Source organism: Chryseobacterium sp. FR048 (assembly GCF_056844665.1).
In genome coordinates this window covers 135,570-151,370 of sequence record NZ_JBXDSE010000010.1, presented here as the reverse complement: position 1 = coordinate 151,370, position 15,801 = coordinate 135,570, and the positions used below count along the sequence as shown (strand labels likewise).

The following is a 15,801-nucleotide window of genomic DNA, read 5'->3' as shown; positions in this document are numbered from 1 at the left end:
CCAGTTGTTTTGATTTTAAGTTTTTTTAGTTTTCTACTTCATCCAGAATTTGTTTTTTATCAATATCTGTATCATCTTCCACTACAAGGTTTTCAAGAATGAAGGTTTGTCTGTCCGGGGTATTTTTTCCCATATAGAACTCCAGAAGCTGGTCTATGGTCTGATCTTTTCCTACCACCACCGGCTCCAGGCGAATATCTTTCCCAATAAAATGTTTGAATTCATCCGGAGAAATCTCTCCCAATCCTTTGAATCGGGTAATCTCAGGGTTTTTACCCAACTCATTCAGGGCTTTTATTCTTTCTGCTTCTGAATAGCAGTATCTTGTTTCTTTTTTGTTTCTCACCCTGAATAACGGGGTCTGAAGGATATAAAGGTGACCGTTTTTGATCAGATCCGGAAAGAACTGCAGGAAGAATGTAATCATCAGCAGACGGATGTGCATCCCATCGACATCGGCATCGGTAGCAATGATCACCTGGTTGTATCTCAGGTCTTCCAGACTTTCCTCAATATTCAAAGCAGCCTGAAGAAGGTTGAATTCTTCATTCTCATAGACTACTTTCTTGGTAAGGCCATAGCAGTTCAACGGTTTCCCTTTCAGCGAGAATACCGCCTGTGTTTCTACATCTCTGGACTTAGTGATGGATCCTGATGCCGAATCTCCCTCGGTGATAAAGATCTGGGTATCCCCTTTTCTTTCAGCTTTCTGATCGTTGTAATGCTGTCTGCAATCCCGAAGTTTTTTGTTGTGAAGAGAAACTTTTTTAGCTCTTTCTCTGGCCAGTTTCTGAATTCCCGAAAGTTCTTTTCGTTCTCTTTCGGAAATCAATATTTTTCTTTGGATGGCGTCTGCTATTTCCGGGTTCTTGTGCAGGAAATTGTCCAGTTTGCTTTTAAGAAAATCGATGATAAAGGTTCTTACCGTAGGACCATTCGGTCCCATATCGTTCGAGCCCAGTTTGGTTTTGGTCTGGGATTCGAAAACCGGTTCTTCAACGTTGATGGAAATAGCTGCAATGATCGACTTTCTTATATCTGAAGCGTCAAAGCTTTTATTGAAAAATTCACGAACCGTTTTTACATAGGCTTCACGGAATGCGTTAAGGTGCGTTCCTCCCTGTGTGGTATTCTGTCCGTTTACGAATGAAAAATAGGTTTCCGTCTGAGATTTATCAGAATGGGTAATCGCCACTTCAATATCATCATCTTTCAGGTGAATGATGGGATAGAGAATATCGCTTTCCAGCTCTTCTTCCAGAAGGTCCTTAAGACCGTTTTCAGAGAAATAGGTTTCTCCGTTGAAAAGAATTTTCAGCCCCGGATTCAGATACGCATAATTGCGGAGCATTCTCTCGATATACTCTTTTCTGTATTTGAAATGAAGGAAAATATCTCCGTCGGGAATGAAGGAAATTTCCGTACCGTTTCTATCTGAGGTTTCTTTTTCTTCAAAGTTTTCTTTTATGAGACCCCGGGAGAATTCCGCGGCTTTCATTTTCCCATCACGGAAAGAACGCACTCTGAAATAATCGGAAAGTGCATTGACCGCTTTGGTACCGACCCCGTTCAATCCTACAGATTTTTTGAACGCTTTACTGTCGTACTTTCCTCCGGTATTCATTTTAGAAACGGCATCTACTACCTTTCCGAGTGGGATACCACGTCCGAAGTCACGGATGGTAACTTTCCCGTCGTCAAGTTTTATTTCGATTCTTTTCCCTGATCTCATCCTGAACTCATCGATGGAGTTATCCAGGATTTCTTTAAGCAGAATGTAAATACCGTCATCGGCGGAAGACCCGTCACCAAGCTTCCCGATGTACATTCCGGGACGCAGGCGGATATGTTCCTGCCAATCGAGGGTTCTGATATTATCTTCTGAATAGGTTGGATTTATTTCTTGTGACATATATGATTTCAGCAAACATACAAAAGTACGAAATTGTATAAAATTATCCGAATTTTTTAACGCTGTTTTTTTCAATATTTCCTTATAAATATTACAGTATTATCAAACAATTTCTATAATTTACACGATTATTCCATTGGACGTGAAAAAAAGGATATTTTTCTGTTTATTTTGCTTCATATCACTATCTGTCTCATTATGCAATGCACAAATTCCGGGAATGGTACATTATAATGAAGGAGATGGGCTGAACAGCTCATATACTTATGGTATGAATCAGGATAAAAACGGGTTTATCTATATTGGAAGTGACAATGGTTTTTTCAGATTTGACGGGACAGAATTCAAACAGTTCGGGAGTAAAGACGGATTAAAAAACATTGAAGTTCTTTACTGTTTTCCCATCCCCGGCGGTGAGGTGTTTATCATTCCTTTTCTGAATGATTTTGGTTATATAAAAAAAGGAAAAGTAATCAACTCTGAGCTTAACCCTGAGCTAAAAAAATTGAAATTTTCCTATACAGCCAGCGTAAATATTTACAAAGATGCCTTATATCTGTATGAAGGAAGTAATCCAAAAAACATTTTGATTTATAAAAACGAAAAAATCAGTACCATCCCCCTCAGAACCAGTGCTGATCCTTCAGATTCTCATTATGCTTTCGGACTCGATCCGGAAAATGGACTGCTTTATTTATCGGATAAGAAGAAGAAAAAAAACATTGAGGCTTACAATATTTTCACTCACAAGAAAACAGTTTGTAATCTTCAGTTAAAAAAAACAATATCCGCAATGATAGAAGGAAACTTCCTCATTGTGAAAGGTGAAAAAACGATTGACATCTATCAGATTCACAACAAGTTTTACTTCAAAAAAGTACATTCTTATACCGCTCCCGAAAATATTCGCAGGCTCGCCATGGGTGAAGATTCACGGATTTGGGCATGCCTGGAAAATGGCGGTGTCTTGTATTTCCGACGGCCTTTTATGGAGAAAAACGGCTTATCAGACCCTATAAGACTTATGGACCAATACATTATTCATGATGTACTTACAGACCAGGATAAGAATATCTGGTTTTCTACCCGGAACAATGGTATTTTCTTTATTTCAGAAATGTTTTTCCGAAACTATATTGATTTTCCTGTACAAAACAATTCCGCCTATATCACCGCTATTGCAAAAAATAAAAACCAAATTTATCTTGGTTACAATGAAGCCAAAGCCGGAATTTACCATAATGGAAAAATCACTGATCTCCGGTTGGAAAAAACACACTCCAAGATGGAAAATAAGGCTATTTTTTCAGAAGGAAATACCATCATTTTCGGTCTGGCCAGAGATCCGATACAATACAATACGGCAACGAAGGAAACACATATTCTGAATGGCAATGCACTAAAAAACATTGTCCCATACCTACCCGGATCTGCACTTCTATGTACCTTAGAAGGTCTTATTGCTTATAATTATTCTTCCGGAACCTATCAAAAACTCATCTCTGACACCAGAATTTATACTGCACTTCCTTATGCCAAGGACAGCCTTTTCGCAGGAACATTTAAAGATCTTTATAAGCTGAATACTGTTACCCTAAAGAAAAAACTTTTTCTGGAAGGCTATTATTTCACCGATATAAAAAAGCTCGCACCCAATCTGTATGCCGGCTCAACCAATCTCAAAGGGATCGTTCTTTTTAATCATTCAGGGATTGTAAAAACCATCACGGAAAAAGACGGGCTGGTGGCCAATCAGGTCAAAAAAATAGAACCGGAGAATGAAAGAGTATTCTGGGCAGGAACCAATTCCGGGCTCAGCAGGATTGAAATCAAGGGTAAAATGGTAAAGATCAATAATTTTACCCGTACAGACGGGCTTCCCTCTAATGTGGTCGCCGGATGTGTACTCTCGGGAGATACCATTTATGTCGCCACGTCAAAAGGACTGGGCATCTTTTCGATCAGGAATCTGCTCAGCCAGCAGGAAACTATTCATAAAAAGGTCATCATTAATTCTATAAAAACCGGAAATAAGGAAATTTTCGACTTTAGCACACCGTTTACAACCCAATCCCCTAATAACAGTCTGACCTTCAATCTCAGCTTCCCCGATTTTGTATCTCAGGGAAAAATAAGCTACCAGTATAAAATTGAAGGTTTAAGTGACGGATGGCAGACCGGAAGTTCCCCGAACATTACATTCAATGCTATTCCGCCGGGTGAATACACCTTTAAAGTTTTTGGAATTGGATACAACGGGAGAAGGTCCTATACATCAACTGATTTTCATTTTGAAGTCAAGCCTGCATTCTGGCAAACCTGGTGGTTTAAATTATTACTGTTTTTGATTGGAGATTCTGTTTTGTTTCTGCTGATCAGATGGTATTTTCAGAAAAAGAGAAATAAAAAACTGGAAACGCTTTATTATGAGAAGAAAATTGCAGAGCTTGAACTCCAGGCTATTAAAGCACAAATCAATCCGCACTTTATCTACAACTGTCTCAATTCTATTCATTTTTTACTCTACAAAAAAGATTATGAAGAGGCGGAAAATTATCTCGACACTTTCGCCCGGATGATCAGGAAAACGCTTCATTATTCTGAAAAAACTTTTATGCCGATAAAAGAAGAAACTGAATATCTGAGATTATACCTGGATATGGAAAAGCTTCGTCTGAAAGATATTTTTGATTATAAAATCATCATTTCCGAAAACGTCGATGAAAACTGGGTAGTACCTTCCCTTCTGATCCAGCCTTTTGTAGAAAATGCCATAAAGCATGGTGTTGCCAGCCTTCAGGACAGAAAAGGAAGTATTGAAGTTCTGTTTCAGCACACGGGAACTGCCCTGTGTATCATCATTGAAGACAACGGGATCGGGATTGAAAAAAACAGCCACGGAAAGACTGATTCTTTTGGAGTAAAATTATCTGAAAAAAGGATTGAAACATTTAAGCAACTTTTTGAGACTCATATTGTATTGGAAATTACCGATCTTCAGGAGAAAGAAAAAAGACCGGGAACCCAGATCAAACTTTATATTACACCTTATGAAAACTAAAATACAAGCATGCATCATTGATGACGAACAGGATGGAAGAGATTATATCGCTCTGCTTCTGGAGAACGAATTTCCTGAAATACACAATGCCTATCAGGCATCCAGTGTAGAGGAGGCTTATATTTACCTTTCGAAAAACACTCCTGATATTCTTTTCCTTGATATTCAGCTGAAGGACGGCACTGCATTCGACCTCCTTTCCAAGTTCAGAGAAATTGATTCCCAGATTATTTTTATTACCGCTTTTGAACATTTTGCCATCCAGGCGATCAAAAACGGCGCAGCCGACTATCTGCTGAAGCCCATCAAAAAGATGGATTTCATTATTGCTGTTAACAAAGTGCTTGAAAACTTCAGAAAAAACAAGAGCGCAGCAGTTCTCCAGAGTCACAAAATCAATCTTCCGACGCTTCAGGGATTTAAAATCACAGACATCAACGATATTATCCGCTGTGAAGCCGATTCCAGCTATACGACATTCTATCTTACCGATAAAACCAAAATTATTGTCTCCAAGACCCTCCATGAATTTGAGGAATTGCTTTTGAAATACAATTTCTTCAGAATCCACCATAAGCACCTGATCAACCTTTCACATCTTAAGGAATACATCAAAGGAAAAGGTGGTCAGGTCGTGATGGCAGATCATTCTGTATTGGATGTTTCCGTCCGCAAAAAGAACGATTTCCTTCACCGGATAGAATATATAGAGTAAAATGTCGTAATTCTTAATCAGGTTTATTTTCTAATTGATTGATCATTCTTTTCAGCATGGAAGGAACGATCAGTTTATGAAAAGGTCTTACAGGAAGAAAATACAATACCCCAAGCCAATTATGGAATTTCACTGTCGTAGAAATCGTTAAAGAATTTTCTTTATTTTCATCCTCTGCGTTATCATAAAGCAGAGAAATTCTGAAATCAAGATGTTTATCGTCTTCACCAAGAACAATCTCATTATTGGTTTTACCAAAGATTTTAAAAAGCCCCACCTGATCGCCAACTTCACAGGTAAAATCCTGATGATCCTGTATTTTACCATTCTCCGCTCCTGTTTTCAGTCCGAACAACTTAACGACATTATTCCTGAAAGCAAACATTTTCTTGCCCCATTGAGGCCCGCTGGTAAAGAAAGCTTTGCCCATTTCGGAGCTGTTGATGCATTCATTCCTGATCTCTCCTTTAAAGCTGTCGATATAATCAAAATCTTTTTTCTCCTGGGATAAAACCGATTTTTCAGGAAACTCAATCTTCCTAATTTTCATTGTCATGGATTGTAAGTTGGTTATTGTCTAACAAATGTAGCTAATTACAGGTTTATTTAAAAGAAAATTTCAAACAAGTGTTTAAAATCATATTTTTTTAAAAAATTTAACCAAAAATCTATGTAAACAATTAATTATAGGCAACTTACCACCTACCTCAGTTTCAAAATTCTAGCTCCTTATAGCTTTCCAGACCTCCTTTCAGTTTTAAAATCTGTTTTTTTTAAAATCATCATACTACATGTTATCTCAATTTTTATCTAAGCATATTCAAAGTGTTTTAATTATTTCATTAAATTCGGTACCGATAAAATTGCATTTATGATACAACTTCCTCTGTCAAAACTTTCCAATGTAGGTACTACTATTTTCAGCCAAATGACTCAACTTGCCAATGAAAATGAGGCTATTAATCTTTCTCAGGGTTTCCCGGATTTTATGCCGGACCCGGAACTGCTGAATCAGGTAGACCATTTCATTAAAAAAGGGTTCAATCAGTATGCTCCACTCGGAGGAATGATCGCCCTTAAGGAAGAGATCGCCAGAAAAATCGAGAACAGTCATCAGGCAATTTATCATCCGGATACTGAAATAACCGTAACTGCCGGAGGGACTCAGGCAATTTTTACAGCCATTGCCACCTTTGTAAAAAAAGATGATGAAGTCATCATTTTCGAACCCGCATATGACTGCTACGAGCCTACCGTAGAGCTTTTCGGAGGGATTGTAAAGCGTTTTGAAATGAAAGCTCCCGATTATGAAATCGATTGGAAAGCTGTTAAAAATCTGGTCAATGAAAAAACCAGAATGATTATCCTCAACAATCCGAATAATCCATCAGGAAAAATCCTGAAAGAAGAGGATATTCAGGAGCTTATTCAATTGGTGAAAAACACTTCCATTCTTATTTTAAGTGACGAAGTATATGAGAATATTATTTTTGACGGAAAGCAGCATTTAAGCATCTGTAAATATCCCGAGCTCAAAGACAGAAGTCTTCTGGTCGCCTCTTTTGGTAAACTATTCCACGTTACAGGCTGGAAAGTCGGTTATTGTGCCGCTCCTAAAATTTTAACGGACGAATTCAGAAAAGTACATCAGTTCAATGTTTTCTGTGTGAATACACCTATCCAGCTGGCTCTCGCCGAATATATGAAAGATGACACTCACTATATTCATCTGAATCAGTTTTTTCAGGAAAAAAGAGATTTCCTGAGAAATGGACTGTCCGGGACTTCTTTCGAGTTACTTGATTGTGAAGGAACTTATTTTCAGGCGGTGAAATATGGGAAAATTTCAGATAAAAACGATTTTGATTTTGCTACAGAGCTGACGATTAATCATAAAGTAGCCAGTGTTCCTTTTTCTTCTTTCTACAAAAATAAATTGAATGAACATGTGATCAGATTGTGTTTTGCCAAGAAACAGGAAACGTTAGAAAGGGCAATTGAGAATCTGTCGAAGATTTAATCACCTAGTTTTAAAAACTTAATTAGCTGCAATCGAAGAAATTATTCGTGAATTAGTGGCTTATAATAAACGTTTTATTTGACGCAAAGTTTTAATAAGCTTAATGTTTTATTTCAGGGAGCAAAGGAGGGCGACAGGGTCGCTGATGAAGCGAGGTGGCTATCCAGACAGACTAATGTTCATTTTGAAACATTAAGTTTTTTATAAGGATTAAGAAGTAATCAAGAAGGAAGGCTAGCTCAAAATTTTCAACAACCTAATTAGCAGTAATCCGGAGGAATTATTCGTGGATTTGTGGCTTATAATGAAAGTTTTATTTGACGCAAAGTTTTAATAAGCTAAATGTTTTATTTCAGGGAGCAAAGGAATGCGACAGGGTCACTGATGAAGCGAGGTGGCTATCCAGACAGAGTAATACTATTGACTTTCTTATTATGTTTAGTGTTTTTCTATTTTTTTCTACAATTATAATTCATAAATAAATAGGATTTGGAATCTCAAATAGGGTAAACATTGTTTATTTTTTCCTAAATGAGTGATTTATCATTATATTTTCCTTATATTCGTCAGACTAACTCATTAAAAATCAAAACCATGAAAAGCAAATCTTTATTAAAAGGAAAACTGCTCGGCAGATCAGCTTTAAGCTTAATGAAAGGAGCTGGTTTTAAAATATGCTAAGATACAAGGCTGGGCGAATGCATAGATCGTGGCAGATTTTGTGAGGAACCTCAATGCAAAACCCCTTTTCCATAACCAGACAAACAATCATTAAAATAATTATTATGAGAAATCAAATTCTACAAAAAGGAAAAAAACTGAACAAAAAACAATTGAACGTGATCCATGGAGGTCGCAAAATATGTATTCCTCCAGGAACTACGGAATGTGCTGAATATGGAAAATATTGCGGTGAGCCTCAATGCCAGGTACCTCCTTTCATTATCTCTTAATGAATCAATCTGTAAATTAACATTATAAACAGTAAAAAGATGAACAAAGGAAAAAAACTAAGCAAGAAAGAGCTGAAAGTAATCAGCGGTGGCTTGAAACCGCTACAATGTACGAATTCATTAGGAAAATGTAAAATTTACGGTCCCGAATGCCTAGAGAAAAAATGCCAGCCATTGGAACCTCTGGAGCCTTTAGAGCCTTTGGATCCCATTGTAATTGATTAGTCCCTAATGGCATAAATAATAAAAATAGGCCGTCTCATACATTTCGAGACGGCCTATTTTATTTTAAGAGAGCTTAGAGCTATTTTTATAAAAACATTCCTCCTGATGCTTCAATTCTCTGCCCATTGATCCAGCCTGCATCTTCTGTACAAAGGAATGCCACTACCCCACCTATATCATCCGGAAGACCTACTCTTCCCAGAGCGGTAGCACCGGCTACCATTGCATTTATATCTGCATTATCTCTCACTCTGCCTCCACCGAAGTCAGTTTCTATGGCTCCCGGAGCAATCACATTGGCTTTGATCTTTCTTGATCCCAACTCTTTTGCCATATACTTTGTAAGCATTTCCACTCCTGCTTTTATCGATCCGTATACCGATGATCCCGGTGTTGCAAATCTGGCCAGCCCTGAAGATATATTAACGATTCCTCCCCCATTATTGATGAAAGGCAACAGTTTTTGGGTCAGGAAAAACACTCCTTTGAAATGGATGTCTACCATATCGTCAAGCTGTTCTTCGGTAACTTCAGTAATCGGTGAGTATAAAGCTGTTCCGGCATTATTAACCAGGTAGTCAATATTTGTGCTGCCTGTATTTTCCAGCAGATGTGTGGTAATGTCTTTTACAAAAGCATCAAAACTTTTAATATCTTTTGTATTCAACTGAAAGGCTGCTGCTTTCTGTCCCAAAGCCTTAATTTCATTCACTACGGCTTCTGCTTCTTCCTGATTGCTTCTGTAAGTAATGATGACGTCTAGTCCTTTTTGAGCAATTTTAAGGGCTGCATTTTTTCCCAATCCACGGTTTCCTCCGGTTACCAGTGCAATATTTGTTTTTGTGTCCATTTTTATTTTGATTATTTTGATGTTACAAAGTTGGGGTATTTCTATGATCAGGCATTTGTCCGAATCAATCTAAAATTTGCAAAATTCAAATCATGAACGAAATTCCAGAGGAGTAAAAGAAGTTTTTCTTTTAAAAAAATTAGAAAAATGGGCAATCTCCTCAAATCCTAAGGCATAAGATATTTCCGACACATTCCATTTTGTCTGTCTTAAAAGAATTTTCGCTTCCTGAATGATACGGTCAGAAATAAGTTCTGTTGTCGTTTTTCCGGTACTTTCTTTAAGCCTTTTGTTTAGATAATTGACATGTACTGCCAATCGTTCTGCATAGTCTTTCGCTGTCCTGAGCTGCAGCTTCTGATCCCAGGATTCAATCGGGAACTGTCGCTCCAATAGTTCTATGAATAGGGATACCACTCGCATTGAGGCATCGTTGGAGGCTGATATTTTAGTGGCTGGCTGTAGTTTTTGGCCGTAGTGGATCAGTTCCATCACATAATTTCTGATCAGATCATATTTAAAAACATAATCGGAATCGATTTCTTTTTTTATTTTGTTGAAAACGGCTTCAATCTCTTCTGCAAGGTCATCGCTTATTTCAAAAACAGGAATAGCACCTGGCTGAAAAATGGGCAGGTCTTCCAGATTATAATACGATTTATCTTTAATGAAAAAATCTTCTGTAAATACACAGAAACTGCCTGCCTGCTCAGGATCTTCAGGAATCCAATGATAAGGAACTTTCGGGGTAGCAAACAATAACGCATTTTCTTTTATTGCAATCACCTTATCCGCATATTCAGCTCTGTTTTTTCCCCGGATAAAGCTTATTTTGTAATATTTCCTCCTGTTATAAGGCATCTCAGAAGTAGTTTTTATTTTTTCTATGGTCTGGGCAATGTCAAATACATTAAAGTGTCCAATGTCTTTATGAAGCCCTTTCGGGAAAATGCTTTCCAGATCTTTACCCAGTTTGGCCGCCATTTCTCTGTAAAAATCTTCCAATGAAGTATGAGCTATTTTTTCCATAGCAAACGATTTGTAAAATTCAAATATACAAAGTTATGGAGATTCAATAGCCGAATATTTTCAAAGAGAATATCTATTGAAATATTCTAAGCTATCAATTTGTTAATGTATTTATTATTTTCTCCATATAAAGTGATATATGTTCATTTATTTTCATTACATTCGTAATAACTAACTCACTAAAAATCAAAAACATGAAAAATTTATTTGCAGAAATCGGCAAAAAGCTGAACAAAAAAGAATTAAAATCCATTACCGGAGGACTACTCAATTGTATTGAACCCACCCCTACTTTTTGTCCGGATCCTCCATGCCAGGGCGGTAGCCGTTGTAAAATCACCTCGCCTTCATGTGCGCAGTTGGAATGCAGACCCAACCATCCAATAGAGTTTTAACTATTCTAATAAAACCAACAACAAAAATTATGAAAAATCAAACTGTAAACAAAGGAAAAAAGCTTAACAAAAAAGAGCTGAGAGTAATCACCGGAGGAAAAGAAATGTGCTGGCTGGCTGAGCGGGTATGCAGCAAAATATCCTTCAGCTGTGCAGAACCACAATGCCAACCGAGCATTGAAATTGAATAATTCAAAAGATAGGGCGTTTCCTTATTTTCAGGAGGCGCTTTTTTATCTGTTATTATTTATATTCATCCTAAAACTAAAACCATTAAAAATTCAGTAAACATGAAAAAACAAATTTCAGAAAACGGAAAAAAACTAAGTAAAAAACAACTGAGAACAATCGCTGGAGGTGTAAAACTTTGCAAGAATGGCGATGTATGCATTCAATATGGTCCTTCATGCTATGAACTGGATTGTAGAACTGATGGAGGAGGATCAATAAAATGTGCAGATATTGTTAATAACTGTGTGATGTACTCTATAGAATGTATAGAGGCAAAATGCAGGTTTGAGATCCCCATGTCCATGTAGGAATACAATAACTGCTCTCTGATTTCAGGGAGCAGTTATTATATACGCCAAAATTTAAACAACAGTTCCACCAATATTTTCCAAGATCCATTTCCCTTTTACATACTTTGCTTTATAATCATTGGTAAAGCTGCTTCCTGATTGATAGATATAGACTGTATCCGGATCTTTATCGTCTTTCTGGATTTTGGAAATGGTTCCATCTGTGACATCGGTCATTCTGGTATAGTATGTCTGTTTACTCTTACTTTCAGGCATAAATAAAATCCTTAGTTCAGGATTGATCTGATGGAAATAATCACAATCGGTCTCATAGACCTCAAAAGTATAATTCAACTTTTTAAGGTTTGTAGTTCCATAATTGGGCAGTAACAATTCATAAAGCTGAGTGAACTTATTTTTTTCAGAGGCAAACATGGGATTCAGATCTTCAAAGTCATTGATCCCGTCGCCATCTGTATCTTTATTGTCTGGATTTAAACCGAAACATTTCTCAAAAATATCGTTATATCCGTCGCCATCTGAATCTTTCATCAGATCTTTTAAATTGATTTTAAACAGTTTCCCGTCTTCGATTGCCGAGTAATCATCATAACCGGGAAGTCCGGCTACTTTTATAATTTTTACAAGGCTTCCTTCAAACTGAAGAAATCCATCTTTTATAATAGGATTTTGCTGAACAAGGTTGACATAATAATGACTAAAACTTAAGCCTAGAAAATAAGCTTTGGGCTGATTGTTTTTGATTGTAAGCAGCCAGAATCCCAATCTGTTCTTTCCTAAGCCATATAAAGTATTTCCTACCTGCTGTTGGGAATAGAACAGGAACTGATCTGAAAATTGTTCTTTCAGTACTTTAAACTCCCGGTCCTGCCTTGACCATATGCTTTCAGATTCCGAAGAATAATCGTAAGAGTGGGTATCTGTACTGTCTTTCTTAAAAGCCCGGTACTGCTTCAGGTTTACAACTTCCAGATAATCCGGTTTGTCGTTTAATATCTGTTTTGCGGTGTAAGACTTCGGTTCTTCATAGCCCTCAAATACATCGTCCCCTTTGTTCATAAAACACTTCTGTTCGATAGATGGGGAGCAGGAAAAAAACAGGGTGCATACCGCGAAATATAGAATTCTCATGATGATAGTTTTCACCTATGCATGCAAAAAGCGCTCCCAAATTCATGAAAGCGCTTTTTATTATAAACTAACTTTAATATTTTCTTATACATTGAATCTGAAGTGCATGATGTCTCCATCCTGAACTACATATTCTTTACCTTCTACAGAAAGTTTTCCGGCTTCTTTTATTTTCACCTCAGATCCGTAAGTGATATAATCATTATATTTGATTACTTCTGCACGGATAAATCCTTTTTCAAAGTCTGTGTGGATTACTCCAGCTGCCTGCGGAGCTGTCCATCCCTGCCCGATCGTCCAGGCTCTTACTTCTTTCACCCCTGCCGTAAAATACGTCTGAAGTTTCAACAGGTCATAAGCTTTTCTGATCAAACGGTTTACTCCCGGCTCTGTAAGACCTAGTTCTTCAAGGAAAATCTCTCTTTCTTCGAAAGTCTCAAGCTCGTTGATGTCAGCCTCAATCTGAGCAGCCAATACAACGATTTCAGCCCCTTCATTTTTAGCCATTTCTTCGATCTTTCCAATCCAGTCGTTTCCGTTTTTGATAGAGTTTTCGTCTACATTACAAACGTAAAGTACCGGCTTATTGGTCAAAAGCTGAACTTCTCCGATAATAGATTTTGTAAAATCATCTACAGCAAATTCTCTTGCATTTTTTCCGTCTTCAAGGAATTTCTGTAGATTCTGAAGGGTTTCATAGGTAAGAATATCTTCTTTTTTACCTGATTTGATGAACTTTTTAGCTTTTTCAACTGCTTTTCCTACGGTTTCAAGGTCTTTCAGCTGTAGCTCAATATCAATAATTTCTTTATCTCTTAATGGGTCTACTGAACCTTCAACGTGAACGATATTTCCATTGTCAAAACATCTTAATACGTGGATGATCGCCTCACACTCACGGATATTCGCCAGGAACTGGTTCCCCAATCCTTCTCCTTTGCTGGCACCTTTTACAAGACCTGCAATATCAACGATTTCAACCACAGCTGGTAAAACGCGCTCAGGTTTTACGATTTTCTCCAGTTCAAACAATCTCTGATCCGGTACAGAAACCGTTCCAAGGTTGGGTTCAATAGTACAGAAAGGATAGTTTGCCGACTGAGCCTTTGCGTTACTCAGACAGTTAAAAAGTGTTGATTTACCTACATTCGGCAGGCCTACGATTCCACATTTCATATTGTAAAATTCAAAGTTTAAGGTTTAGGAGCAATTCAAGGATTCTACAGCTTTAAATAAAACCCGAACCTTGAATTACGAGTGTGCAAAGATAGTGATTTTTGAGGGAGTTTCATAATAAAAAAATCTGTCAGCATTCTGACAGATTTTCAAATTGTTTTTACAGGACCATTGACATTTACGGATTGTTCCCTGTTGCTTCCTGAGCCAGTGGCGCGTCATTCGGAGCAGCCTGCATTGCCCTATCCAGCGTGAATAATGATTCGTCTGTAGCACGGTCTCCGCCTGCAATTTTTAATTTATCGATTAAGTTTTGGGCCAGTGTCTCTTCTTCGATCTGTTCCTGTACGAACCACTGCATGAAATTCCATGTTGCCCAGTCTTTTTCTTCCATTGAAAGGTCTACTATTTTATAGATGGCCGTGGTATTGTCTACCTCATGTTTGAAAACTCCGTCAAAACAGGCGGTAAGGTTTTTGGGATCGGCCGGAGGAGCCGGAATTGCTGCTACTTTTGGTTTTCCGCCTCTGTTTAAAATGTATTCCATGAATTTGATCGAATGGTTTCTTTCTTCCTGAGCATGGCGGTAGAGAAAATTGGCAATTCCCTGATAGCCTTTATCATCGGCCCAAATTCCATACGATAGAAAAATGTGTGATGCATGAATTTCCTTGTTCATCTGATCACTAAGTGCTTTTTCCATATTAGCGGAAAGTCTTTTAGTATTCATAATGTTATATTTTGGTGATTATGATACTGATGATGCAAAAATGATTCCGATAAGATTTTATTTTCAATCCCATTTCACTATAATACATTATATTAAACTGAAAATCATCATTTTAAACTAATAATTTATAGCTATTCTAAAATACAATCCTTCAGTTGGCTCCTGCTATCGAGCCATTAGGATATTACATTCTCTGATGGTTTTCAGGCTATCTTTTATTTTAACCCAGTATACCAGTATGGAAAGAATCAGGAAGAATCCGAAGAATCCCCATTTGCCTATGATAGTAAATATACCGTACATCAGTTCGGATTTGAATATCAGCCGGATCTCAGACTCAGGGACACCGGAACTGTAAGTACTTTCTAACGCAGAGACCTCTATCAGGATCTTAATTCCTGCGTAAAGAAAAAAGACGATGATAATTCCGAATATCAGTACACTGCTTTGCGCCTTTGATTTTATTTTCTGCAAAGCTTCTCTGTTGTTTTGAGAATCACCATTGTAACGGGATAACTCTTCATTTTCTTCCATAGCGATTATTTTTTAGGGGTAATGATCATCAGATATATAATCAGAAAAGTGAATAAAGCGGTAATGAATAAGGATGTACCCACCAATATCCATATCCATCCGAAACGGATCCGGAAAGGCGGTCTGTATTTTATTTTTTCTTTTTCAAAATATTCTTTTATCTGTTGAGGCCATTCTTCGAGGGTAAGTATTTTTCCTGTATCAATATCTTTTACTACTGCATATTTTTTCCCAATCATATTACTTGGAACCTTTCCCCAAAACATGGCTGCATAGCCCTGGTAAAAGCTAATATTGAGATGCTTTCCGCCAGATATACCGGAAGGCAACACTTCTGTATGAAGATGAAAAGGATATACGGTAGTTTTGCTAATAAAAATCATTCTTTTTATACGATTAAAATTCTCTTGGATAAAATTGCAAGAATCTTTTCAAACCTGCGATCATTTATCCCCTACAGAATTACTACAGACTCCATCATCTGATGTCTACAAAGTGTCTACATAAAACATAACCAAATGATTTTCA

The 15,801-nt window shown here is 37.4% G+C and carries 17 protein-coding genes; 8 read left to right on the top strand and 9 right to left on the bottom strand.

Annotation, left to right across the window (positions count from 1 at the left end; all coding sequences use genetic code 11):
* Positions 1-25: 25 nt before the first annotated feature.
* Complete coding sequence (locus tag AC106K_RS23925) at positions 26-1,912, bottom strand: DNA topoisomerase IV subunit B (protein WP_482448056.1); 1,887 nt, start codon at positions 1,910-1,912, stop codon at positions 26-28.
* Positions 1,913-2,132: 220 nt separating this feature from the next.
* Here AC106K_RS23925 and AC106K_RS23920 point away from each other — a divergent pair, with 220 nt between their 5' ends.
* The gene (locus tag AC106K_RS23920; RefSeq protein WP_482448055.1) at positions 2,133-4,973 is read left to right on the top strand and encodes a sensor histidine kinase; all 2,841 of its coding nucleotides are present in this window, start codon (positions 2,133-2,135) and stop codon (positions 4,971-4,973) included.
* Positions 4,963-5,688: a LytR/AlgR family response regulator transcription factor gene (locus AC106K_RS23915; protein ID WP_482448054.1), complete on the top strand. Its 726-nt coding sequence runs from the start codon at positions 4,963-4,965 to the stop codon at positions 5,686-5,688. Before AC106K_RS23920 ends, AC106K_RS23915 begins: the two co-directional genes overlap by 11 nt.
* Before the next feature lie 13 nt (positions 5,689-5,701).
* On the opposite strand, the gene AC106K_RS23910 is transcribed toward AC106K_RS23915, so the two are convergent.
* Entirely contained in the window at positions 5,702-6,238 is a 537-nt protein-coding gene (locus AC106K_RS23910) for a DUF2867 domain-containing protein (protein WP_482448053.1), read from the bottom strand.
* Between the two features lie 321 nt (positions 6,239-6,559).
* On the opposite strand from AC106K_RS23910, the gene AC106K_RS23905 reads away from it, so the two are divergent.
* The 3 genes from AC106K_RS23905 to AC106K_RS23895 all read left to right on the top strand — a co-directional run bounded on the left by AC106K_RS23905 (position 6,560) and on the right by AC106K_RS23895 (position 8,886).
* Positions 6,560-7,708 carry a methionine aminotransferase gene (locus tag AC106K_RS23905; RefSeq protein ID WP_482448052.1) on the top strand — a complete coding sequence of 383 codons (1,149 nt, stop codon included), beginning with the start codon at positions 6,560-6,562 and terminating at the stop codon, positions 7,706-7,708.
* A 785-nt stretch (positions 7,709-8,493) separates the two neighbouring features.
* The gene (locus AC106K_RS23900) at positions 8,494-8,661 is read left to right on the top strand and encodes a hypothetical protein (protein WP_482448051.1); all 168 of its coding nucleotides are present in this window, start codon (positions 8,494-8,496) and stop codon (positions 8,659-8,661) included.
* Positions 8,662-8,700: 39 nt separating this feature from the next.
* A complete protein-coding gene (locus AC106K_RS23895) occupies positions 8,701-8,886 on the top strand; it encodes a bacteriocin (protein WP_482448050.1) in 186 nt (61 codons plus the stop codon).
* A gap of 85 nt (positions 8,887-8,971) precedes the next feature.
* Here AC106K_RS23895 and AC106K_RS23890 read toward each other — a convergent pair whose 3' ends face one another.
* Entirely contained in the window at positions 8,972-9,736 is a 765-nt protein-coding gene (locus AC106K_RS23890) for an SDR family NAD(P)-dependent oxidoreductase (RefSeq protein ID WP_482448049.1), read from the bottom strand.
* A gap of 90 nt (positions 9,737-9,826) precedes the next feature.
* Positions 9,827-10,765, bottom strand: a complete 939-nt coding sequence (locus AC106K_RS23885; RefSeq protein ID WP_482448048.1) for a helix-turn-helix domain-containing protein — start codon at positions 10,763-10,765, stop codon at positions 9,827-9,829.
* 194 nt (positions 10,766-10,959) lie between these two features.
* Between AC106K_RS23885 and AC106K_RS23880 the strand changes: the two genes are divergently transcribed.
* The 3 genes from AC106K_RS23880 (at position 10,960) to AC106K_RS23870 (ending at position 11,699) form a co-directional block, all read left to right on the top strand.
* Entirely contained in the window at positions 10,960-11,160 is a 201-nt protein-coding gene (locus tag AC106K_RS23880) for a bacteriocin (RefSeq protein ID WP_482448047.1), read from the top strand.
* A 29-nt stretch (positions 11,161-11,189) separates the two neighbouring features.
* A complete protein-coding gene (locus tag AC106K_RS23875) occupies positions 11,190-11,351 on the top strand; it encodes a hypothetical protein (protein ID WP_482448046.1) in 162 nt (53 codons plus the stop codon).
* A 99-nt stretch (positions 11,352-11,450) separates the two neighbouring features.
* Positions 11,451-11,699, top strand: a complete 249-nt coding sequence (locus tag AC106K_RS23870) for a hypothetical protein (RefSeq protein WP_482448045.1) — start codon at positions 11,451-11,453, stop codon at positions 11,697-11,699.
* A gap of 54 nt (positions 11,700-11,753) precedes the next feature.
* On the opposite strand, the gene AC106K_RS23865 is transcribed toward AC106K_RS23870, so the two are convergent.
* The 5 genes from AC106K_RS23865 to AC106K_RS23845 form a co-directional block, all read right to left on the bottom strand.
* Positions 11,754-12,833, bottom strand: coding sequence for a hypothetical protein (locus tag AC106K_RS23865; protein ID WP_482448044.1), 1,080 nt, complete (start codon positions 12,831-12,833; stop codon positions 11,754-11,756).
* Positions 12,834-12,917: 84 nt separating this feature from the next.
* Positions 12,918-14,009 (bottom strand): redox-regulated ATPase YchF, encoded by a 1,092-nt coding sequence (gene ychF / locus AC106K_RS23860; RefSeq protein WP_482448043.1) that lies wholly within the window; start codon positions 14,007-14,009, stop codon positions 12,918-12,920.
* Positions 14,010-14,187: 178 nt separating this feature from the next.
* A complete protein-coding gene (locus AC106K_RS23855) occupies positions 14,188-14,739 on the bottom strand; it encodes a ferritin (RefSeq protein WP_482448042.1) in 552 nt (183 codons plus the stop codon).
* A 165-nt stretch (positions 14,740-14,904) separates the two neighbouring features.
* Positions 14,905-15,273, bottom strand: coding sequence for a hypothetical protein (locus AC106K_RS23850; protein ID WP_482448040.1), 369 nt, complete (start codon positions 15,271-15,273; stop codon positions 14,905-14,907).
* A 5-nt stretch (positions 15,274-15,278) separates the two neighbouring features.
* Positions 15,279-15,656, bottom strand: coding sequence for a hypothetical protein (locus AC106K_RS23845; protein ID WP_482448038.1), 378 nt, complete (start codon positions 15,654-15,656; stop codon positions 15,279-15,281).
* Positions 15,657-15,801 lie beyond the last annotated feature (145 nt).